Annotated in this window: 14 protein-coding genes; 5 read left to right on the plus strand and 9 right to left on the minus strand. The window is 65.8% G+C overall.

The window, feature by feature from the left end; genetic code table 11:
- Positions 1-39: 39 nt before the first annotated feature.
- The 5 genes from hslU to ABD654_RS08930 all read right to left on the minus strand — a co-directional run bounded on the left by hslU (position 40) and on the right by ABD654_RS08930 (position 6,730).
- Positions 40-1,362, minus strand: a complete 1,323-nt coding sequence (hslU, locus tag ABD654_RS08910; RefSeq protein ID WP_344704385.1) for an ATP-dependent protease ATPase subunit HslU — start codon at positions 1,360-1,362, stop codon at positions 40-42.
- Positions 1,363-1,365: 3 nt separating this feature from the next.
- Complete coding sequence (gene hslV, locus ABD654_RS08915) at positions 1,366-1,884, minus strand: ATP-dependent protease subunit HslV (RefSeq protein ID WP_344704387.1); 519 nt, start codon at positions 1,882-1,884, stop codon at positions 1,366-1,368.
- A 132-nt stretch (positions 1,885-2,016) separates the two neighbouring features.
- Entirely contained in the window at positions 2,017-2,685 is a 669-nt protein-coding gene (locus ABD654_RS08920; protein WP_344704389.1) for an SPOR domain-containing protein, read from the minus strand.
- A 3-nt stretch (positions 2,686-2,688) separates the two neighbouring features.
- Positions 2,689-4,374, minus strand: a complete 1,686-nt coding sequence (gene argS, locus ABD654_RS08925) for an arginine--tRNA ligase (protein WP_344704391.1) — start codon at positions 4,372-4,374, stop codon at positions 2,689-2,691.
- 124 nt (positions 4,375-4,498) lie between these two features.
- A complete protein-coding gene (locus ABD654_RS08930; RefSeq protein ID WP_344704393.1) occupies positions 4,499-6,730 on the minus strand; it encodes a primosomal protein N' in 2,232 nt (743 codons plus the stop codon).
- Between the two features lie 169 nt (positions 6,731-6,899).
- Here ABD654_RS08930 and rpmE point away from each other — a divergent pair, with 169 nt between their 5' ends.
- Entirely contained in the window at positions 6,900-7,115 is a 216-nt protein-coding gene (gene rpmE, locus ABD654_RS08935) for a 50S ribosomal protein L31 (RefSeq protein WP_344704395.1), read from the plus strand.
- A 450-nt stretch (positions 7,116-7,565) separates the two neighbouring features.
- Positions 7,566-8,837 (plus strand): malic enzyme-like NAD(P)-binding protein, encoded by a 1,272-nt coding sequence (locus tag ABD654_RS08940; RefSeq protein WP_344704397.1) that lies wholly within the window; start codon positions 7,566-7,568, stop codon positions 8,835-8,837.
- Positions 8,838-8,908: 71 nt separating this feature from the next.
- Here ABD654_RS08940 and ABD654_RS08945 read toward each other — a convergent pair whose 3' ends face one another.
- Positions 8,909-9,763: an acyl-CoA thioesterase domain-containing protein gene (locus ABD654_RS08945; RefSeq protein ID WP_344704399.1), complete on the minus strand. Its 855-nt coding sequence runs from the start codon at positions 9,761-9,763 to the stop codon at positions 8,909-8,911.
- A gap of 58 nt (positions 9,764-9,821) precedes the next feature.
- On the opposite strand from ABD654_RS08945, the gene tadA reads away from it, so the two are divergent.
- A complete protein-coding gene (tadA, locus tag ABD654_RS08950) occupies positions 9,822-10,283 on the plus strand; it encodes a tRNA adenosine(34) deaminase TadA (RefSeq protein WP_344704401.1) in 462 nt (153 codons plus the stop codon).
- Between the two features lie 7 nt (positions 10,284-10,290).
- On the opposite strand, the gene ABD654_RS08955 is transcribed toward tadA, so the two are convergent.
- Both ABD654_RS08955 and mltF read right to left on the minus strand, forming a co-directional pair.
- A complete protein-coding gene (locus ABD654_RS08955; protein ID WP_344704403.1) occupies positions 10,291-12,243 on the minus strand; it encodes a sensor domain-containing diguanylate cyclase in 1,953 nt (650 codons plus the stop codon).
- A gap of 30 nt (positions 12,244-12,273) precedes the next feature.
- Positions 12,274-13,755, minus strand: a complete 1,482-nt coding sequence (gene mltF, locus ABD654_RS08960; RefSeq protein ID WP_344704404.1) for a membrane-bound lytic murein transglycosylase MltF — start codon at positions 13,753-13,755, stop codon at positions 12,274-12,276.
- A 165-nt stretch (positions 13,756-13,920) separates the two neighbouring features.
- Between mltF and purL the strand changes: the two genes are divergently transcribed.
- The gene (purL, locus tag ABD654_RS08965; protein WP_344704406.1) at positions 13,921-17,877 is read left to right on the plus strand and encodes a phosphoribosylformylglycinamidine synthase; all 3,957 of its coding nucleotides are present in this window, start codon (positions 13,921-13,923) and stop codon (positions 17,875-17,877) included.
- Positions 17,878-17,952: 75 nt separating this feature from the next.
- On the opposite strand, the gene lplA is transcribed toward purL, so the two are convergent.
- Positions 17,953-18,960: a lipoate--protein ligase gene (gene lplA, locus ABD654_RS08970; RefSeq protein ID WP_344704408.1), complete on the minus strand. Its 1,008-nt coding sequence runs from the start codon at positions 18,958-18,960 to the stop codon at positions 17,953-17,955.
- Positions 18,961-19,140: 180 nt separating this feature from the next.
- On the opposite strand from lplA, the gene radD reads away from it, so the two are divergent.
- The gene (gene radD / locus ABD654_RS08975; RefSeq protein WP_344704410.1) at positions 19,141-20,937 is read left to right on the plus strand and encodes a DNA repair helicase RadD; all 1,797 of its coding nucleotides are present in this window, start codon (positions 19,141-19,143) and stop codon (positions 20,935-20,937) included.
- Positions 20,938-20,966 lie beyond the last annotated feature (29 nt).

Consider the following 20,966-nt stretch of genomic DNA (forward strand, 5'->3'; position numbering starts at 1 on the left):
AAGGGGGCAAAAGAGCGGCGCAAAAACGCGCCGGCGGCGCTAGAGAATATACCGCGAGAGGTCTTCGTCTACCGCAAGCTCGCCGAGCTGGGCGTTGACGTAGTCGGCGTCAACGGTCAGCGGGCCGTCCATGTCGCCGCCCTTGAACGAGGCCTCTTCGAGCAGCCGCTCCATGACGGTGTGCAGCCGGCGCGCGCCGATGTTTTCGGTGCCTTCGTTGACCTGCCAGGAGATCTGGGCGATGCGCTCGATGCCGTCCGGGGTGAATTCGACCTCAAGCCCTTCGGTGGCCAGCAGCGCCTCGTACTGGGTGGTGAGCGAAGCCGAGGGCTCGGTGAGGATGCGCTTGAAGTCGTCCGGGGTCAGCGCGTCGAGCTCCACGCGGATGGGCAAACGGCCCTGCAGCTCAGGGATCAGATCCGACGGCCGCGAGAGGTGAAACGCCCCGGAGGCGATAAACAGGATATGGTCGGTTTTGACCATGCCGTGCTTGGTCGACACGCTGGAGCCTTCGATCAGCGGCAAAAGGTCGCGCTGCACGCCCTCGCGGGAGACATCGCCGCCGCTGGACTGGCCGCTGCCCTTGGCCACCTTGTCGATTTCGTCGAGAAACACGATGCCGTGCTGCTCGACCGCCTCAACGGCCCGTGTCTTGATGTCGTCTTCGTTGACCAGCTTGCCGGCTTCTTCGTCGCGCAGAAGGCTGAACGCTTCCTTGACCGTGACGCGGCGGGTTTCGCTTTTCTGCTGGCCCATGTTGGAAAACATGTTCTGCAGCTGGCTGGTCATTTCTTCCATGCCCGGCGGGGTCATGATGTCGACGTTTTGGCCCTGGGTGGAAAGCTCGATGTCGATTTCCTTGTCGTCGAGCTGGCCTTCGCGCAGCTTCTTGCGAAACGACTGGCGCGTGCCGCTGTCTTCCCGGGGCTTGTCTTCCTGGCCTCGGGGCGGCGGCAGCAGGGCATCGAGAATGCGGTCTTCGGCGGCGTCTTCGGCGCGGTTGCCGACTTCTTCCTTGGCCTGCTCGCGGACCATCTTGATCGAGGACTCCATCAGGTCGCGAATGATGGACTCCACGTCGCGGCCCACATAGCCCACCTCGGTGAACTTGGTGGCCTCGACCTTGATGAACGGGGCCCGGGCGAGTTTGGCCAGCCGGCGGGCGATTTCGGTTTTGCCCACGCCGGTAGGGCCGATCATGAGGATGTTTTTGGGCGTGACTTCCGGGCGCAGCTCGGCGTCAAGCTGCATGCGCCGCCAGCGGTTGCGCAGGGCCACGGCCACGGCGCGCTTGGCGTCTTTCTGGCCGATGATGTACTGGTCCAGCGCATGGACGATCTCGCGGGGTGTCATCTGAGTCATGGCTTAAAGCTCTTCCATAGTGACGTGGTGGTTGGTGAACACGCAGATGTCACCGGCAATGGCGAGGGATTTTTCGGTGATCTCGCGGGCGGACAGCTCGGTGTTTTCCAAAAGCGCCCGGGCGCTGGCCTCGGCAAAGTTGCCGCCGGAGCCCACGGCAATCACGCCGTGTTCGGGCTCGACGACGTCGCCGTTGCCGGTAATGACCAGCGAGGTGGTGTGGTCGGCCACGACCAGAAGCGCTTCCAGCCGGCGCAGAGCGCGCTCGGTGCGCCAGTCCTTGGCCAGCTCCACGGCGGCCTTGGTCAGATGCCCCTGGTATTTTTCCAGCTGGGCTTCAAAGCGTTCAAACAGGGTGAAGGCATCGGCGGTGCCGCCGGCAAAGCCAGCCAGAACGCGGCCGCGATACAGCCGGCGCACCTTGCTGGCGTTGCCTTTCATCACGGTGTTGCCAAGCGATACCTGGCCGTCGCCGGCCAGGGCGACCTGGTCACCGCGACGCACGGAAACGATAGTGGTCATGGAGAGTACTCCTTGTGGGAGGCGGGCTCCCGGTGACTGTCGATGCCGGCGCCCGGCACCTGTAAACAATGCGCGTTGGCATGAAATGCGGGCGGGGGCGGAAAAATCAACCGTCCGCCCGTGCCGGCCGGGTCAGTCCTGCAGCTGGATCAGCAGCGGCTCAATGCCCTGGGTGCTCATCAGATCCCGGGCGCGGGTCAGCTCCCGGGTGTCTTCATAGGGGCCGACCTGCACCCGATGCCAGGTCGCCCCGCCGGCCTTGACCTCGCTGACCTTGGCCAGAAGGCTCAGGTTTTGCAGCCGTGAACGCAGCGCCCGGGCGTCGGCCACTTCGCGAAACGACGCCGCCTGCAGCATGTAGCGCCCGGGCGCGGTGGGCGCTTGGCGTTGGGCCGCCGGCTTGTCGTCGGTGCCGCTTCGGGCGGCAATGACCTGGGCGATGGGGTCATCGCCTGTGTCGTCTGACGGTGCAGGCTCCGGTGCGCTCACCTGGGTAGGCACCGCGCCGCCCGGGGCAATTACCTCGGTTTCCGGCAGCAGCGTGTAAAACTCAAAGGTGGGCATGCCGTCGTCGTCGGCGTTTTTTGCGTCGTTGACCGGCGCGGGGCTGTCAGGCGTTTGCGGTGTTTTGCCCTGCCAGGGCGCGGTGCCGTTGAGGTGCTGGGCAAACATGAAGCCGGCCACCAGCCCGCCAAGCGCCCACAGCCAGCCGGGCAGGCGCAGGCGGCGGCGCTGCTTTGCCGGGGCCTTGCGCTGGGCGGTAGCCCCGCGGCGGACGGGCTTTTTGCGCTGGGCGGCCATGGGCTACATCTCCTCGGGTGCGCTGACGCCCATCAGGTCAAGGCCGTTGCGCAGGGTCTGGCGGGCGGCCAGGCCCAGCGCCAGCCGGGCGTTGCGCGTGGCGTCGTCGTCGACCATGACCTTGATGGCGTTGTAGCAGGTGTGAAAATCCGCCGCCAGATCCAGCAGGTACTGGGCGATTTGCTGGGGTTCGCGATTTTTAGCGGCGTTTTCCACCGCTTCCGGATATAAAGCCAGCCGTTTGAGCACGGCGTTTTCCTGATCGCTGTCCAGCAGGGCCAGGTTATCCAGCGCCTGGGCGTGGTCGAACGGTTTGCCGTCGGCCTCGGCCCGGCGCTGCATGCTGCATACCCGGGCGTGGGCGTACTGCACGTAGTACACGGGGTTATCGTTGGACTGCGAGCGGGCCAGATCGATATCGAAGGTGAGCTGGGAGTCCGCCCGGCGCGCGGCGAGGAAAAACCGCGTGGCGTCGCGGCCTACCTCGTCGATCAAATCGCGCACGGTGACGTAGCTGCCGGCGCGCTTGGAAAGTTTTACCTCCACGCCGGAGCGGGTGACCATGACCATCTGGTGGAGCACGTAGTCGGGAAAGCCCCGGGGAATGCCGGCGTCAAGCGCCTGCAGCCCGGCGCGCACCCGGGTAATGGTGGAGTGGTGGTCGGCGCCCTGCTCGTTGATCACGGTGGTAAAGCCGCGCCGCCATTTGTCCAGATGGTAGGCCACGTCGGGCAGAAAGTAGGTGTAGCCGCCGTCGCGCTTGCGCATGACGCGATCCTTGTCGTCGCCGAAATCGGTGGTGCGTAGCCAGGTCGCGCCGTCCTGCTCATAGGTGTGGCCGTTGGCGATCAGCGTGTTGACCGCATCCTCGACCTTGCCGTCCTCGTAGAGTGAGGATTCCAAAAAGTAGACGTCAAACTCGACGCCGAAGGCCTTGAGGTCCAGATCCTGCTCCCGGCGCAGCCAGGCCACGGCGAACGCTTGAATCGCTGCCAGGTCGTCGGCGTCGCCTTTGGCGGTTACTTCCCGATCGTCGGCGATCACCGTGTGGCAGGCCAGATAGTCGCCCGCTACGTCGGCAATGTAGTCGCCGCGATAGCCGTTCTGGGGCCAGTCGGCGTCGTCGGGCGTGAGGTTTTTGGCCCGGGCCTGCACCGACAGCGCCAGGTTGTGAATCTGCGCGCCGGCGTCGTTGTAGTAAAACTCCCGGGTGACGTCAAAGCCGGTGGCTTCCAGAAGCCGGCACAGGCTGTCGCCGATCGCCGCGCCGCGGCCGTGGCCTACGTGCAAAGGGCCGGTGGGGTTGGCGGAGACAAACTCCACCTGCACTTTTTTGCCCTGGCCGATCATGCTGCGCCCGAAGGTGTCACCGGCGTCCAGCACCTGGGCGACGATCTGCGCGGCGGCGTCGGTGGCGGCAAAAAAGTTGATAAAGCCGGGGCCGGCGATGTCGGTCTTTTGCACCGCGTCGCTTTCCGGCAGCGCTGCAATAATGGCACAGGCCAGCTCGCGCGGCTTCATGCCGGCGGGTTTGGCCGCGGCCAGTGCAAGGTTGGTGGCGTAGTCGCCGTGGGCCTTGTCTTTGGTGGCGTCAACCTTGATGGCCGGCTGGAAATCGTCAGGCAGCACGCCCTGTTGCTTGAGGGCGCTGACGGCGCTTTCCAGCAGGGAGATAATCGTGTCTTTCATGTAAGCATCCGGAATTCGGTGGCGGCGTGGGCAAGCGCCGGTCGGGGCGCACGGCAACGGGGTGAGCGCGTCGCCATCAGGGCGCTCATTATCAGCATTTCGCAATGAGTTTCAAAGCGTCGGTTCAGGCCAGCGTCTGCGGGTCGATGTCCAGCGACCAGCGCACCCGGCGGGCCTGGGCGCTGGTTTCCAGCCAGTGGGTCAAAAAGCGGGCGGCGGCGTGCAGGCGGCTGCGCTTCTCGGCGCTTAGCATGACGTGCAGATGGTAGCGGTTCTGGCGGCGCTCCATGGGCGCGGGCACAGGCCCCAGGCAGTACGCCTGGGTCGCGGTTTGGTCAAGCCAGTCGGTAAGTGCTGCGCCGGCGGCTTGGGCAAGGGCGGTGGCGGCGTCCACGTGGGGGCTTTCTACCCGCAAAAGCGCCATGAAGCCGTAGGGCGGAAGCCCGGCGGCGCGGCGCTCTTCCAGCAGCTCGCGCGCCAGCGCCCCGTAGCCGCGCGCGGCCAAAAGCGTCAGGTGCGGGTCGTCCGGGTGCAGGGTCTGCACCAGCACCCGGCCCGGATCGTTGGCGCGTCCGGCCCGGCCGGCGACCTGTTCGAGCAGCTGGGCGCTGTGCTCCATGGCGCGAAAGTCCGCAGCGTAGAGCCCGCCGTCGGCGTTGACCACCACCACCAGCGTGACGTGGGGCAGGTGGTGGCCCTTGGCCAGCATCTGGGTGCCCACCAGCAGGCAGGGCTCGCCGCGCTGGATTTCTCTTAGCGCCTGCTCGAAGCTGTCCTTGCGCCGGGTGCTGTCGCGGTCGATGCGGTGGATCGTGGTCTCCGGGAACAGCGTCTGCAGGGTTTCTTCGCTGCGTTCGGTGCCGCTGCCCAGCGCGCGTAGATCACCGCTTTGGCACTCCGGGCAGGCATCGGGCAGGGCGCGGCGGCTGTCGCAGTGGTGGCAGGCCAAAAGCGGCGGGGCGCGGTGTAGCGTCATGCGCGCATCGCACCGGTCGCATTCGGCCTGCCAGCCGCAGGCGTGGCAGGCAAGAGTCGGCGCAAAGCCCCGGCGGTTGATGAACACCAGCACCTGTTTGCCGGCGTCGAGCGTGGCCTTCACCGCCTTGATCGCGTCGGGCAAAAGCCCGCCCTGGCGGCGCCGATGGCGCAGGTCGAGCAGTTCCAGCCGGGCCGGCGGGTGGCGGCTGGCGCGCTGGGTTAAAAACAGATGGCGGTACTGGCCGTCGAGCGCGCGGTGCAGGCTTTCCAGCGACGGCGTGGCACTGCCCAGCACTACGGGAATGCCGTGGTAGTGGGCCCGGGCCACGGCCAGATCCCGGGCGTGGTAGCGCAGCCGGTCTTGCTGTTTGTACGAGCCGTCGTGCTCTTCGTCGACGATGATCGCGCCGGGACGAGCCAGCGGGGTGAAAATGGCCGAGCGGGTGCCGATAATGATTTTGGCCCGGCCGCTGGCGGCGGCCTCCCAGACGTCCAGGCGCTCGGCGTCGGTGAGCCCGGAATGCAGCGCCAGCACCGCTACGTTGAAGCGCTGGCGAAAGCGGGCAAGCGTTTGCGGCGTAAGGCCGATTTCGGGCACGAGCACCAGCGCCTGGCGGCCCTTGGCGGCGATGGCTTCGATGAGCTGCAGATACACTTCGGTTTTGCCGCTGCCGGTCACGCCTTCCAGCAGGCACGGGTGAAAGGCGTCCAGCTTTTCGTGGAGTGCGGCAAGCACCGCAGACTGTTCACGGTGAAGCGGCAGGGCCGGCGTTGCCAGCAGCGAGCCGCCGGCGGGAACGGGGGCGGCGGTTTCCACCTCGCAGCGCTCGATCAGGCCTTTGTGTAAAAGCCGGTTGAGCACGTCGTGGGTCAGGCCGTGGGCGGTGATCGCTCGGGTGGCCAAACCGCCGGGATGCTGGCCCAAAAGCGCCCAGAGCTCGGCCTGGCGGGCGGCGCGGCCGAAGTTCGGCGCCTCGGGAGCGTTCGGGGCGCGGCGCCAGCGCGTGTGGGTGCGCCCGGCCATGGGAAAGCCTTGGCGCAGCCGCGCGGGCAGGGCGTGGTGCAGCGTGTCGCCCAGGCTGTGCTGGTAGTAGCGCGCGGCAAAGCGGCACAGCCAGCGCCAGTCCGCCGGCAGCGGGGTGTCGTCGAGTGCCTCGCTTACCGCGCGCAGTTTCTGGCGGGGCAGCTCGCTTGTGTCGGCAAGTTCGATGACCACGCCGACGACGTCGCGGTGGCCGAAGGGCACGCGCACGCGAAGCCCCGGCTGCCAGCCGCAGGCCGGCGCCCGGGCGGCGGGAAGATAGTCGAACAGCCGGCGCAGCGGCGAGGGCAGGGCCACGCGCAGTATGGGCGCAGGCGATGCGGCACAAGTGGGCAATTGGCCTCCGGCGTCAGGTTTGCTAGAATGCGCGACCGCTTGGCGCCACGCCGCCTTTTATCAGCGATAACGGCGCGGCGCAACGGCTAACCGGTTAGCACGTTTTTCAACCCGTATGCGGTGCCTGGCAGGCGATCAGGTGGCGGCATACAGCTTTGTGAGGCTCACGATGAAACAAGGTATTCACCCGGATTACAACAAGGTCACCGCGACGTGTTCCTGCGGCGAGAGCTTTACCGTCGGCTCGACCTCCGGTCATGACTTTTCTCTGGACGTCTGCTCCAACTGCCACCCGTTCTACACCGGCAAGCAAAAGCAGGCGACCACCGGCGGACGCATCGAGCGCTTCAACAAGCGCTTCGGTGTCGCGACGAAGCGCAGCTAAAAAGCCCCGGAAAACCCGGCGTAAAGCCCACGCTTTTGGCGTGGGCTTTTTTTTGCTTTCGCGTGCCGTGCGGGCAGGCTTTGGCCGGCCTGTGGCCTGCGTGCCCACCCGAAGCGGGGTCTATGCTATGCCGTTTGTCGTATTGACGGTAGAATCCAACGTGCTGCAAGACGGAAGGCATGCGCCCGATGCTATTTTGTGGAATAATTTTCCATAAAAACAGGCATAAACGGACTTCCACGCGCGCTGTCAACGAGCCCCGGATCATCCCGGGGCGAAGAAAACTGCCGGGCTACGTTGAACATTTGTAGCGAAAAGTCGCAAAAAATAGGCTAAAAGGAAAGAAGGTACGCCTTTCTTTTTAGATCGGGCAGCACGCTTGAGGCGCCGGGCGTTTTTTTTATACGCTAAGACGCCTTTCCATTTTCAACGCTGAACTGGACTCTGACCATGACGGATGCATTCAAGCAGGCGGCTCTGGACTACCATGCCAAGCCGATTCCCGGAAAACTTTCGGTAGAACTCACCAAGCCGACCGCCACCGCACGCGATCTGGCGCTGGCCTACAGCCCGGGCGTGGCAGAGCCGGTACGCGAGATTGCCAAGGATCCGGAAAATGTCTATCGCTACACCGGCAAGGGGAACCTGGTCGCTGTCATCTCCAACGGTACGGCCATTCTGGGCCTGGGCAACCAGGGAGCCCTTGCCAGCAAGCCGGTCATGGAAGGCAAGGGCGTGCTGTTCAAGCGCTTTGCCGGTATCAACTCGGTGGATATCGAAGTCGACACCGAAGATGCCCGGACGTTTATCGATACGGTCGCCCACATTGCCGATACCTGGGGCGGAATCAACCTGGAAGACATCAAGGCCCCGGAGTGCTTTGAAGTTGAGCGCGAGCTGAAAAAGCGCTGCAACATTCCGGTGTTCCACGATGACCAGCACGGCACCGCCATTGTTACCGCAGCGGGGATGATCAACGCGCTGGGTATCGCCGGCAAGACGCTTGAAGACGCAAGGGTTGTCTGCCTGGGCGCCGGGTCGGCGGCGATTGCCTGCATGAACCTGCTGATCTCCTGCGGCATGCGCCGGGAAAACATCTTCATGCTCGACAGCAAAGGCGTGATTCATACCGGGCGGGACAACCTCAACGAGTACAAGGCGCTGTTTGCCAACGAGACCGACAAGCGCACCCTGGACGACGTGATCGAAGGGGCGGACGTGTTCGTCGGGCTGTCCGGGCCCAATCTGCTGTCCAAAGAGCAGCTGGCGAAAATGGCCCACGATCCGGTGGTTTTTGCCTGCTCCAACCCGGACCCGGAAATTCACCCGTACGATGCCCGCGACGCGCGTCCGGACGTGATCATGGCCACCGGCCGTTCGGACTATCCCAACCAGGTCAACAACGTGCTGGGCTTTCCGTTCATCTTCCGCGGGGCGCTGGACGTGCGCGCCACCTCGATCAACGAGGAAATGAAGGTGGCCGCCGTTCACGCCATTGCCGATCTGGCCCGGGAGCCGGTACCCCAGGAAGTGCTGGACGCCTACGAGCGCGACGAAATGCGCTTTGGCCGCGACTACATCATTCCCACGCCGGTGGATATTCGCCTGTTGGATCGCGTGTCTTCCGCCGTGGCCCGGGCCGCGGTGGACTCGGGCGTGGCGCGCAAGCCGTTTCCCGCGCACTATCCGCTGACGTCCATCGGACAGGTATACGGCGAATAAGTCACGGTGAACGAGCTCGGCTGATTCGCTCGCCCAGCGCCGGCGCCCGCACCCAGCGGGCGCCGGCTTTTTTATGCCGGGTGCTTCGCGGCGTCGTGCAGGCGGGTCAGGCCCTCTTGGGCGGTTGAGGCGACCAGCGTGCCGTCGCGGCGATAGATATGCCCCTGGGCAAGCCCGCGGGCGTTTCCGCTCCAGGGTGATTCGATAACGTACAAAAGCCATTCGTCCAGCCGGGCATCGGCGTGCAGCCAGATGGCGTGGTCCAGGCTTGCGATCTGCAGGGCGGGGTCGGTGAAGCCGACGCCGTGGGGCACCAGCGCGGTGGTCAGCAGGTTGAAGTCCGAGGCGTAGGACAATAGATGGCGATGCAGGGCCGGGGTGTCGGGCAGCGTGCCGTCAAAGCGAAACCATAAACAGCGCCGGGCCGGGTGGGTGTCACCCGGCTGGCGGGGCACCGGCAGAAACTGGCTGGGGTGGTTTTGCGTCTGGGCATGCCGGGCAGCACGGCTTTTTTGCAGCAGCGTGTCCGGGTCGGGCACCTCGGGCATGGGCCGCTGGTGGCGCAGCCGGCTGTCTTCGGCGATCTGAAACGAGGCGCTGCAGAAAAAGATCGGCCGGCCCTTTTGTATCGCCGTGACCCGGCGGGTGGTAAAACTGCCGCCGTCGCGCACCTTGTCGACCTGATACACCACCGGGCGGTGCGGATCCCCCGGGCGTAGAAAATAGCCGTGCTGGGAGTGCGGCTGACGCTCTTCGGGCACGGTGCGCGTAGCGGCGGCCAGTGCCTGGCCCAGCACCTGGCCGCCGTAGAGCTGAGGCAGGCCCAGGTCCTGGCTTTGGCCGCGAAACAGCGTATCTTCCAGCGCTTCGACGTCAAGTAGCGCCACCAGCTGGCCGAGGGCGCCGGTGTCGGGCTCATGGTTCATGCAGCAACTCCTTGCGTATCATGCAAACGTTTCGGCCACTTTAACGGAGTTTACGCCCATGCGCAGCGATGAATACTACATGCACCGAGCGCTGGATCAGGCGCATCTGGCGGCCGGGGCCGGCGAAGTGCCGGTGGGGGCGGTGGTCGTGGACGCCGCCGGTGACATCATGGCCGCGGCCCATAACGCACCGCTCGCCGAGTGTGACCCCTGCGCCCATGCCGAGGTGGCCGCGCTGCGTGCGGCGGGCCGCGCGCTGGGTAACTACCGGCTCGACGGCTGCACGCTGTACGTCACCCTGGAGCCCTGCATGATGTGCGCCGGCGCGGCGGTGAACGCGCGCCTGGCGCGGCTGGTATACGCCGCCGCCGAGCCGCGTACCGGGATGCTGGAATCCCGGGCCAACCTGCTGGCGCAGCCGTGGTTCAACCACCGCGTCGCGGTGACGCCGGGCGTTTTGGCGCCGGCGTCGAAGCGGCTGCTCAAGCAGTTTTTTGCCGCCCGGCGCCCGGTGGCATAGCCGCGCGTCACTCGGCCAGCGGCGCGGCGCTTTCGGTTCGGTTGCGCCCCTGGCGCTTGGCCCGATACAGCGCGTCGTCGGCGGCCTGCATCATGTGCGGCAGATCAAACCGGCCGCCGCGATAGGTCACCACGCCGGCGCTCAAGCTCACGCGGCTGCCGTCTGCCTGGCGCAGGGCGCGCTGGAAAAGCCGCTGGCGCAGGGTATCGGCTGCGTGGCAGGCGCGCGCGTGGTGGGCACCGGGCAAACAGCCGATGAATTCCTCGCCGCCGTAGCGGGCAAAAAAGCCGCCGTACTCGGCCATCACCGCCTGGCCGATGCCGGCGACGGCCTTCAGGTATTCATCCCCGGTCAAATGGCCCAGCTGATCGTTGACCCGTTTGAAATGATCGATATCGCACAGCACAAGGCTCAGCGGCGGGGCGTCGCGCAGGCTGTCCACCTGCTCCAGAAAACGGCGCCGATTGGCGAGACCGGTCAGCTCGTCGTGGTGGGCCAGCCATTCCACGGCTTGCTGCAAACGGCGGCGCTCGTCGATCTCTTCCTGGAGCTGGGCGTTGCTGCGCTGAAAAGCGACGTTTTGCTCGCCCAGCCGGCGCAGGGTGTAGAGCACCATGTACAGCAGATAGGCCAGCACCAGGCCGATGGTCAGCGTGATGGCGGGCAGCCGTGAACGGCGGGCGAGCAGATAGTCGCGGAGCGGGCGCTGCACGATCTCCAGCGTCTGGCCGGAAAGATCCAGCCGGTACCGATGGCGCCAGGGCCCGGGGCGCGACGGGCTGCCAAAGCGGGCCAGCACGCGCCTGGGGCCGTGCCAGGTCCACAGGGCGCGGTCCGGCCGTAGCGCATCGAACAGCGTATCGGCCAGCAGCGGCAGGCTGATGACCATGGCCGCCGCTCCTGTCAGGGTGTCGTCGGCGTCGCGCATGGGCAGGTAGTAGATAATCCCCGGCCCGCCCTGCAGCAGCTCGATGATGCCGGTGCTGGTTTGCCCCCGGCCTGACAGGGCCGCCTCGATAACCGGGCGGCTTTGGGGCTGCGCGGCGAACAGGTGCTGGCCGCGCACGCTAGTGTTGAGCCGGCTGTGCGGGTAGACGTGAATAATGCGGCTGTCCGGGTGGATAAAGGCGATATTGACCAGGTAGCGAAAATCGTCGTCGTACAGCCGGGCGGCCTGGCGGCGCCACTGCCGGGCGCTGGGCGACGTATGCAGCAGCTGCCAGGCGTGGGCAAAGCGGCGCATGGCGTCGAGCTGGCGGTGTACGTCATCGGCAAGCCGGCCTGCCAGCACGTCTCCCTCCTGGCGCGTGGCGTCGTGCAGGCGGGTTTCAACATGGCGGTACTGATACTGCCACAGCACCAGCGCCGCGCAGAGCAGCGCGCTTGCCGGCACCAGTGCGCGGTTGAGCCGGGGTTTGCCCTGCCACCGGGCCCGAGCGAGCAGCAGCTGGCTCAGCGTTAATCCGGCCAGCGGCGCCAGCCACACGCCGAACCCGGGGGCGAGCAGCGGCGCTATCGGCAGCGGCCAAAGCCGGCATGCCAGCTGGGCGGCCACCAGCAGCCCGGCGCCGGCCAGCAGCAGCGGGGCGCCCAGGCGGGCGCGCTGGCGCAGCAGCGGGATCAGTGCCAGCAGCATCAGCGCAAGGGTTGCCAGCAGCGGCGGACGTACCTGAGTCAGCGCTGCCTCGGGGGCGACGGCCGACACCGCGGCCAGCCATTGGCCGGTGCTGATCAGCGCCTCGGGCGTGACGTAGCTGAAAAAGCCGGGCAGCAGGGCGATAAACACCAGGGCCGAGAACCCTTGAGCGGTTTTTGTGCGCCCGCTTGCCGCCGCCCACTGGGCCAGCGCTATCCCGAAAAGTGCCGCAGGCGCGGTGCCGGCCCACAGCAAGGCGGTCACAGCAGCAGTGCCAAAAACCGGCAGCAGCGGGCCGGCGAAGCGTGCAAGCGGTTGCGGCATGGCAGTGTTCCCATCGGGTTGGCGGCGCGATCAGTTAAGCGGCGGCACCAGGTCAAACGGCATCAGCGCATCGCTGTGTGTCGCGTCGCTGTCGTTTTGTTCCAGCTGGAAAAACTGCTGGCGGCTGCGTTCGACGTATTGCAGCATTTCATGGTAGCGGCGGATGTTGCGCACATAAATGACCGGCTCGCCGCCGCGGGCATAGCCGTGGCGGGTTTTTTCGTACCACTGGCGCTGCTGCAAAAGCGGCAGCGCCTCGCGCACGTCTGCCCAGCGGTCGGGGTCGCCGCCGCGCATCTGCGCGATATCCCGGGCGTCGTAGAGATGGCCAAGGCCCACGTTGTAGGCCGCCAGCGCCATGAACAGCCGGTCGTCTCCGGTGATGCTGTCGGGCAGGCGCTTTTCCAGATGGCGCAGGTAGCGCGCCCCACCGTCGATGCTCTGGGCCGGATCGCGCCGGTCGGCGACGTTCATTTCTCGGGCAGTAGGCGAGGTCAGCATCATCAGCCCGCGAACGCCGGTCGGGGAGACCGCATCGGCGTCCCAGTGGGATTCCTGATAGCCCACCGCCGCCAGCAGCTGCCAGTCAAAGCCGGTCCCCCGGGCGGCCTGCTGAAACAGCGCCCGATAGCGCGGCAGCCGCGAGTCCAGATGCTTGAGAAAGGTGCGGGTGCCGACATATTCCAGATAGTCGTCGTGGCCGAAATAGCGCTTGACCAGCGCGGAAAGCTCGCCGCTTTGCTCAAGCCCGCGCAGAAAGCGGTTGGCCTGGCGCAAAAGATCCGAGCTTTGTCGGGCGGGGACCGCCCAGGCCAGCGAGCTTGGCCTGCCCAGCGTAAAGCCGCGCTCGACGTTTTTGAAAAACAGCCGGTTGACGCGAAACTGGTGGGCGAACACGACGGCGGCGTCGAGCTGGCCGTTTTCCACCTGGGCGAGCAGATCGGCGACTTCCAGCTCGCCGGATTCCTTCCAGCCAAGCCCGGGGTAGGTTTGCTGCAGATCGCGCAGGCTGGCCGAGGTGCCCGCACCCTTGGCGTCGCGCAGGGTGGCAATTTCCAGGCCCACCAGGTCTTCCGGGCCCTGGATGCCGTTCAGCCCGCGCCGGTACACCACCAGCGGCTGCATCTCGATGATCGGCCGGGTAAAGCCGATGCCGGGCACGGTGGGCGTCAGCACCAGCCCGGCCGCCCCCAGATCGCCGTGCGCGCGTACGGCGGGCAGCACGTCTTCCAGGTGGTGGTCGGCTTTCAGATTCAGGCTTACGCCCAGGTGATCGGCAAAGCGGCGTGCCAGCGCGTACTCAAACCCGGCAGGGCCGCGCCGGCCTTCGTAGTAGATCGTCGGCGAGGTGCGGGTATGCACGGTAAGAAAGCCGCGCTGCTGAATGGCGCGCAGCGCGCTTTCGCCGTCGAAAAGCGCAAAGGCCGGCAGCATGGTCAAGACGAAAACGGCCGCACAGGCGATGTAGCCGCCGGTGCGCGGAGAAAAATGTCGGCGATAAAGCGTCAGCATGGCGCGGTGTCGGCATTTGGCATGGCGCAACGATACTAAGCCCGGGACCTGCTGTCACCCGGCTGATTTCGCCTGTACGGCGCTTTCCAGTATCATGGCGCGAACTGCCGCTGTGCGGCTCGGTGTTTTCCCGCTCGAATTTCCTGCTCTAGAGGCTTTCCGGATATGCTCGAACTGCGAGGTGCTCCCGCCCTTTCCGCCTTCCGCCGCGCGCGCCTGCTTGACACCCTGCGCGAACGCGTGGGCGAGGTGCAAACGCTGACCGCCGACTACGTGCACTTTGTCGACCACGACGACGTGCTCAGCGACGCCGAGCGTGAGCGCCTGGCAGCGCTTTTGGACTACGGTGATCGAGACGATCACAGCGACCGGCCCCGGGACGAAACCGCCGCAGACGGCGCCCAGCGCTTTCTGGTGGTGCCGCGCCTGGGCACCCAGTCGCCGTGGTCGTCCAAGGCCACCGATATCGCCCACAGCTGCGGGCTGGCGCGGGTGTCGCGCATTGAACGCGGCATTGACTACCGGATCCGCTTCGCCACGCCGCCGGACGAAGACGCCTTTGCCGCGCTGACCGCGCTGCTCCACGACCGCATGGTGGAAACCGTGCTGACCGACGCCTCGGATGCCGCCAAGCTGTTTACCCGCCGCGAGCCCGCACCGCTTGCCAGCATTGACCTGCTCGGCGGCGGGCGCGAAGCGCTGGTGACGGCCAACCGCGAGCTGGGCCTGGCGCTGGCCGAGGACGAAATCGACTACCTGGCCGTGGCCTTTTCCGAACTGGAGCGCAACCCCACCGACGTTGAGCTGATGATGTTCGCCCAGGCCAACTCCGAGCACTGCCGGCACAAGATCTTCAACGCCGACTGGACCGTGGACGGCGTCGAACAGCCTCAGTCGCTGTTCAAGATGATCAAAAACACCTTTGCCAGCTCGCCGGACAACGTCTTTTCCGCCTACAGCGACAACGCCGCGGTGATCAAGGGCTCCCAGGGCGGGCGCTTTTTCCCCGCGCCGCTGACCGGCAAGGCCGGCGAAATCGCCCGCTACAGCGCCCATCCCGAACCCATCCACATTCTGATGAAGGTGGAAACCCACAACCATCCCACGGCCATTGCGCCGTTCCCCGGCTCGGCCACCGGCGCCGGCGGCGAAATTCGCGATGAGGGGGCCACCGGCATCGGCGGCAAGCCCAAGGCGGGGCTTGCCGGCTTTAGCGTGTCCAACCTGCGCATCCCGGAGTTCGTCCAGCCCTGGGAGACCTTCGACTACGGCAAGCCCGAACGCATTCAGTCGGCGCTTTCCATCATGCTGGACGGCCCGGTGGGCGGGGCGGCGTTCAACAACGAGTTCGGCCGGCCCAATCTGGCCGGCTATTTCCGCACCTACGAGCAGGACGTCTTAAGCGACGACGGCGTTGAGCGCCGCGGCTATCACAAGCCCATCATGCTCGCCGGCGGCTACGGCAACATCCGCGCTCAGCACGTGCAGAAAGGCGAAATCCCCGTGGGCGGCAAGCTCATCGTCATGGGCGGGCCGGCCATGCTCATCGGCCTTGGCGGCGGCGCGGCGTCGAGCATGGCGTCCGGGCTTTCCAGCGCCGATCTGGACTTTGCCTCGGTGCAGCGCGAAAACCCCGAAATGGAGCGCCGCGCCCAGGAGGTGATCGACCGCTGCTGGGCGCTGGGCGATCACAATCCGCTGCGCTTTATTCACGACGTAGGCGCGGGGGGCTTGTCCAACGCGCTGCCCGAGCTGGTGAAAGACGGCGAGCGCGGCGGGTGCTTTGCGCTGCGCGACGTGCCCAGCGCCGAGCCCGGCATGAGCCCGCTGGAAATCTGGTGCAACGAGGCCCAGGAGCGCTACGTGCTCGCCGTGGCCCCGGAAGATCTGGACACCTTCGAGGCGCTGTGTCGCCGGGAGCGCTGCCCCTATGCCGTGGTTGGCGAGGCGCTGGAAGCCCATCGTTTGGAAATCCACGACGGCCACTTCAACACCCGCCCGGTGGATCTGCCCATGAGCGTGCTGTTCGGCAAGACGCCGAAGATGCAGCGGGCCTTTGAGCGCCGCCGGCCTGAGCGCTCAAGGCTGATGCTTGACAACCTTGACCTGCGCGAAGCGCTTGACCGGGTGCTGCGCCTGCCCGTTGTGGCCTCCAAGAGCTTTTTGATCACCATCGGCGACCGCTCCATCACAGGTCTCGTGGCGCGCGACCAGATGGTGGGGCCCTGGCAGGTGCCGGTGGCCGACGCCGCGGTAACCACGGCAAGCTTTGACACCCGCGCCGGTGAGGCCATGGCCATGGGCGAGCGCGCGCCGCTTGCGCTGATCAACCCGGCGGCCAGTGCGCGCATGGCGGTGGCTGAAGCGGTGACCAACCTGGCCTCAGCGCCCATTGCCAAGCTTTCCGACATCAAACTGTCGGCCAACTGGATGAGCGCGGCCGATCATCCCGGCGAAAATCAGGCGCTGTATGACGCCGTCTATGCCGTAGGCATGGAGCTGTGCCCGGATCTGGGCATCGCCATTCCCGTGGGCAAGGACTCCATGTCCATGCGCACCGCCTGGCAGGCAACCGACGACAACGGCGTCACCCGCGACAAGAGCGTGACCTCGCCGCTGTCGCTTGCGATCACCGGCTTTGCCCCGGTCACCGATGCCGCCGCGACGCTTACCCCGCAGATCAACCTCGATCAGGACGAGTCGGATCTGATTTTGATTGATCTGGGCGACGGCCAGAACCGCCTAGGCGGCTCGGCGCTGGGCCAAGTCTACGGCCAGCTGGGCAAAAACGGCCCGGACGTGGACGACGCCGAGGACATCAAGGCGTTTTTCAGCGTCATCCAGGGGCTCAACCGCGACGGCAAGCTTCTGGCCTACCACGACCGCAGCGACGGCGGGCTGATCGTCACGCTGCTGGAAATGGCCTTCGCCGCGCATGCCGGGCTTGAAATCAAGCTCGACTGGCTCATCGACCATCCGGTGGATGCGGTCGGCGCGCTGTTCGCCGAAGAGCTGGGGGCGGTGATTCAGGTTCGCCGCGAACACACCGCCGAGGTGCTGACCCAGTTTGCCATGGCTGGCATCGAGACCTGCGGGGTGATCGCGCGGCCGCGCTACGACGATCAGGTCCGCGTGACGCTGTTTGAAGAGCCGCTTTTGGAAACCACCCGCCAGCTGACCCAGCGCACCTGGAGTGAGACCAGCTATCGCCTGCAGGCGCTGCGCGACAACCCCGAGTGCGCCAAAAACGAGTTCGACAGCCTGCTCGACGCCCGGGACCCGGGGCTTTTTGCCGAAGCCACGTTTGACGTGGACGAAGACATTAGCGCGCCGTTTGTCCACACCGCCAAACCCGCCGTGGCGATTTTGCGCGAGCAGGGCGTCAACGGCCAGACGGAAATGGCCTGGGCCTTTGACAAGGCCGGCTTTGACGCCGTGGACGTGCACATGAGCGACATCCTCGAAGGCCGCGTCACCCTTGACGCGTTCAAGGGCCTGGCGGCCTGCGGCGGCTTTTCCTACGGCGACGTGCTGGGCGCCGGCGGCGGCTGGGCCAAATCAATTTTGTTCAACCCCCGGGCACGCTCGCAGTTTGCCGACTTTTTCCAGCGCGACGACAGCTTTACGCTGGGCGTGTGCAACGGCTGCCAGATGCTCTCCCAGCTGAAAGAGCTGATCCCGGGTGCTGCCAGCTGGCCGGGCTTTGTGCGCAACGAATCCGAACAGTTCGAGGCGCGCGTGGCCATGGTGCGCGTGGAAGACACCCCCTCGATTCTGCTCAAGGGCATGGAAGGCTCCATGCTGCCCATTGCCGTGGCCCACGGTGAAGGCCGCGCGCAGTTTGAAGGTGCCGCCCACCTGCGCCAGATGCAGACCGGCGGCCAGATCGCGCTGCGCTACGTGGACCACTACGGCCAGGTCACCACGCGCTACCCGGCCAACCCCAACGGCTCCGCCTCCGGCGTGACCGGGCTGACCACCCCGGACGGCCGCGCCACCGTCATGATGCCCCATCCCGAGCGCGTCACCCGCGCGGTGACCAACTCCTGGCGGCCCAGGGAATGGCGCGAAGACGGCGCCTGGCTGCGCATGTTCCGCAACGCCCGGGTGTGGCTGGGATAATTCGCCCGGTCATCTGAGCATGCAAAAGCGCCCGCAAACGCGGGCGCTTTTTTTGTGGGCGTTCAAGCCGGCCGGCTACACCTCATCCGGCCCGTAGATCAGGTCGATAAACTCGCCGCGGTCGACGTCGCCAAAGTAGGCGTAGAGGTCAAAGCCTTTGAGCGCGGCTTCGATTTCGTCTTTGTCGTAGCGCACGCCGATAAGCGCGTTTTCAATGTCGCTGACCGGGCGCTGGCCGAAGAAATCACCGTAAATCTTGACGTTTTCAACGGTGCCGCCGCGCTTGACCTTGAGGCGAAAATCGATGATGCCGGCGGCAAAGTGGCGGGTGCGCTGAATGTCGAACGCCGGGGAGCGGCCGTAGTTCCAGTCCCAGCGGCGGTACTTTTCTTCGACCAGCGCGTTGATGCTTGCCCAGTCCTCGGCGGTCAGGCGGTAGGTCTGGCGCTCGACGCCGGCGGGAAAAAGGCCGGCGAGCAGCTTTTCCTTGAACGCCTCGGTCGACAGCGGCGCGTCCAAAAACTCGACAATGTTAGCCACCCGCGCCCGGGAAGACTTGTGCCCCTTGGACTGGATCTTGGTCATCTTCACGTCCAGCGCCTGGCTGACCTGGCTTAAATCGCAGTCCAAAAGCAGAGTGCCGTGGTTGAACATGCGCTTGGTCGAGGAAAACTGGGCGTTGCCGGAGATTTTCTTGTCGCCCACCACAATGTCGTTGCGGCCCTTCATTTCGGCTGCTACGCCCATGCCGTTGAGCACCTCGATGATGGGCGTGGCAAACTCCTTGAAGTTGTTCAGCTTGTTCTTGGAAAAATCGGTCATAAAGCTGAAGTTCAGGTTGCCGTGGTCGTGATAGACCGCGCCGCCGCCGGAGATGCGCCGCACCACGTGAATGCCTTGCGCGTCGATATAGGCCTGGTGGATTTCTTCCAGGGTGTTCTGGTTGCGCCCGATAATGATCGACGGCGCGTTGATGTAAAACAGCAGGTAGTCCTCGCCTTCGGGCAGGTGGCGAATGCAGTGTTCCTCGATGGCGAGGTTGACGTGGGGGTCGGTGACGCCTTCGTTGTCGATATAGATCATGGCGGCTCTGCCTTGGAAGCTGGACAAGAAACATGAGAACGTATCGCAACATGGTGACAGAACCTTTTCCGCACGCAAGCGCCCGGGTGCGGTCCCGCCGCGTTTCTTTGCCCGCCGAATATGGCACCATCGCCCGCTGAATAGCCCGCGTTTTTTATCTCAACGTTTTGCGAGTCGCCCTTGCCGTCCTCTGCCGTTCACCGCACCGTTCAGTCTGATAAAGCCCCCAGCCTGCGCCCCTATCAAAGCGAGGCCGTGGCCCGCGTGGTGGCGCATTTTCGCGCCTCGAGCGAGCCCGCCGTGGTGGTGCTGCCCACCGGCAGCGGCAAATCGCTGGTGATCGCCGAGCTTGCCCGCCTGGCCCGGGGCCGGGTGCTGGTGCTGGCGCACGTGCGCGAGCTGGTCGAGCAAAACCACGCCAAGTACGAGGCCTACGGCCTTCAAGCGGATATCTTCAGCGCGGGCTTAAAGCGCAAGGAGGCCGGCCGCCAGGTGGTGTTCGGCTCGGTGCAGTCGGTGGTGCGAAGCCCCGAGCGCTTCGCCGACGGCAATTTCACCCTGCTGGTGATCGACGAGTGCCACCGGGTCTCCCTCGACGAAAACGCCGGCTACCGCCGGGTGATCGACCATCTGCGCGGGCAAAACCCAAAGTTGAAGATTCTCGGCCTGACCGCCACGCCGTACCGGCTGGGGCAGGGCTTTATCTATCACCGCCACCACCACGGCATGGTGCGCGGCGAGGCGGACTGCTTTTTTCGCGACTGCGTGTTTGAGCAGCCGCTCAGACTGATGGTCAAACAGGGCTATCTCGCCCGGCCCGAGCGGCGGGACATGGCCGTTGAGCACTACGACTTCGCCGGGCTTGCGACCACCGAGAGCGGCGCGTTCAGCGAGGCGGCGATGAACCGCGTGGTGGCGGGCAATCGCGCCACGCCGGGCATCGTCGCCGACGTTATCGCCCGGGCGCAGAACCGGGCAGGCGTGATGATTTTTGCCGCCACCGTGGAACACGCCGAAGAAGTGCTGCGCTATCTGCCGGAAGGCGAGGCCGCGCTGATTACCGGCGCGACGCCGGCGCAAGAGCGCGCGGCGATTATTGCCGCCTTCAAGGCCCGCGAGATCAAGTACCTGGTCAACGTCGCGGTGCTGACCACCGGCTTCGACGCGCCCCACGTGGACGTGATCGCCATTTTGCGCCCTACGGAATCGGCCAGCCTCTACCATCAGATTATCGGCCGGGGGCTTAGGCTCTCGCCGGGCAAGGACGACTGCCTGATTCTCGACTACGCCGGCAACCCCTGGGATACCTACGCCCCGGAAGTGGGCGAGCCGCGCCCGGCAAGCGACAGCGAGCCGGTGCAGGTCATCTGCCCCGAGTGCGAGCACGCCAACCTGTTCTGGGGCAAATACGACGGCGAGCTGCTGCTTGAGCACTACGGCCGGCGCTGCCACGGGCTGGTGGAAGACGCCGAGGGCAGAGCCGTCCAGTGCAGCTTTCGCTTTCGCTTCAAGGTCTGCGACGAGTGCGGCGCGGAAAACGACATTGCCGCCCGGCGCTGCCACGGCTGCGAGCGGCTTTTGGTGGACGCCGACGACAAGCTGCGCGACGCGCTGAAGCTGAAGGACGCCCGGGTGCTCAGAGTCTCCGGCATGCAGCTTGCCGCCACCGCCAACGGGCGTGGGCTGCCGCGGCTGAAGGTAACCTACCACGACGAGGACGGCGCGACGCTTGACGAATGGTTTGCGCTGGAAACCGCCGCCCAGCGCCGGGCGTTTCAGGCGGTGTTTTTGCGCCGCCACCTGCGCGCCCCGGGGGTTGGCTGGCAGCCCGCCACGCCTGACGAGGTGGTGGCCGGGCGCAACCGCCTGCGCCACCCGGATTTCGTCGTCGGCCGCCTGAGCGGGCGCTATTTCAAGATACGCGAGAAGCTTTTCGACTACGCCGGGCGCTACCGCAAAGCGGCTGAGGCGCAGTAGCCGCCCGCCTTGACGAATAAAGTCAAGTT

Source organism: Halomonas cibimaris, assembly GCF_039537045.1.
Classification (GTDB): Bacteria; Pseudomonadota; Gammaproteobacteria; order Pseudomonadales; family Halomonadaceae; genus Vreelandella; species Vreelandella cibimaris.

What these genes read in the sequence shown, in the direction of transcription:
- hslU (WP_344704385.1), bottom strand. Translation starts at nt 1,362, where the DNA reads ATGACTCAGATGACACCCCGCGAGATCGTCCATGCGCTGGACCAGTAC.
- hslV (WP_344704387.1), bottom strand. Translation starts at nt 1,884, where the DNA reads ATGACCACTATCGTTTCCGTGCGTCGCGGTGACCAGGTCGCCCTGGCC.
- ABD654_RS08920 (WP_344704389.1), bottom strand. Translation starts at nt 2,685, where the DNA reads ATGGCCGCCCAGCGCAAAAAGCCCGTCCGCCGCGGGGCTACCGCCCAG.
- argS (WP_344704391.1), bottom strand. Translation starts at nt 4,374, where the DNA reads ATGAAAGACACGATTATCTCCCTGCTGGAAAGCGCCGTCAGCGCCCTC.
- rpmE (WP_344704395.1), top strand. Translation starts at nt 6,900, where the DNA reads ATGAAACAAGGTATTCACCCGGATTACAACAAGGTCACCGCGACGTGT.
- ABD654_RS08940 (WP_344704397.1), top strand. Translation starts at nt 7,566, where the DNA reads ATGACGGATGCATTCAAGCAGGCGGCTCTGGACTACCATGCCAAGCCG.
- ABD654_RS08945 (WP_344704399.1), bottom strand. Translation starts at nt 9,763, where the DNA reads ATGAACCATGAGCCCGACACCGGCGCCCTCGGCCAGCTGGTGGCGCTA.
- tadA (WP_344704401.1), top strand. Translation starts at nt 9,822, where the DNA reads ATGCGCAGCGATGAATACTACATGCACCGAGCGCTGGATCAGGCGCAT.
- ABD654_RS08955 (WP_344704403.1), bottom strand. Translation starts at nt 12,243, where the DNA reads ATGCCGCAACCGCTTGCACGCTTCGCCGGCCCGCTGCTGCCGGTTTTT.
- mltF (WP_344704404.1), bottom strand. Translation starts at nt 13,755, where the DNA reads ATGCTGACGCTTTATCGCCGACATTTTTCTCCGCGCACCGGCGGCTAC.
- purL (WP_344704406.1), top strand. Translation starts at nt 13,921, where the DNA reads ATGCTCGAACTGCGAGGTGCTCCCGCCCTTTCCGCCTTCCGCCGCGCG.
- lplA (WP_344704408.1), bottom strand. Translation starts at nt 18,960, where the DNA reads ATGATCTATATCGACAACGAAGGCGTCACCGACCCCCACGTCAACCTC.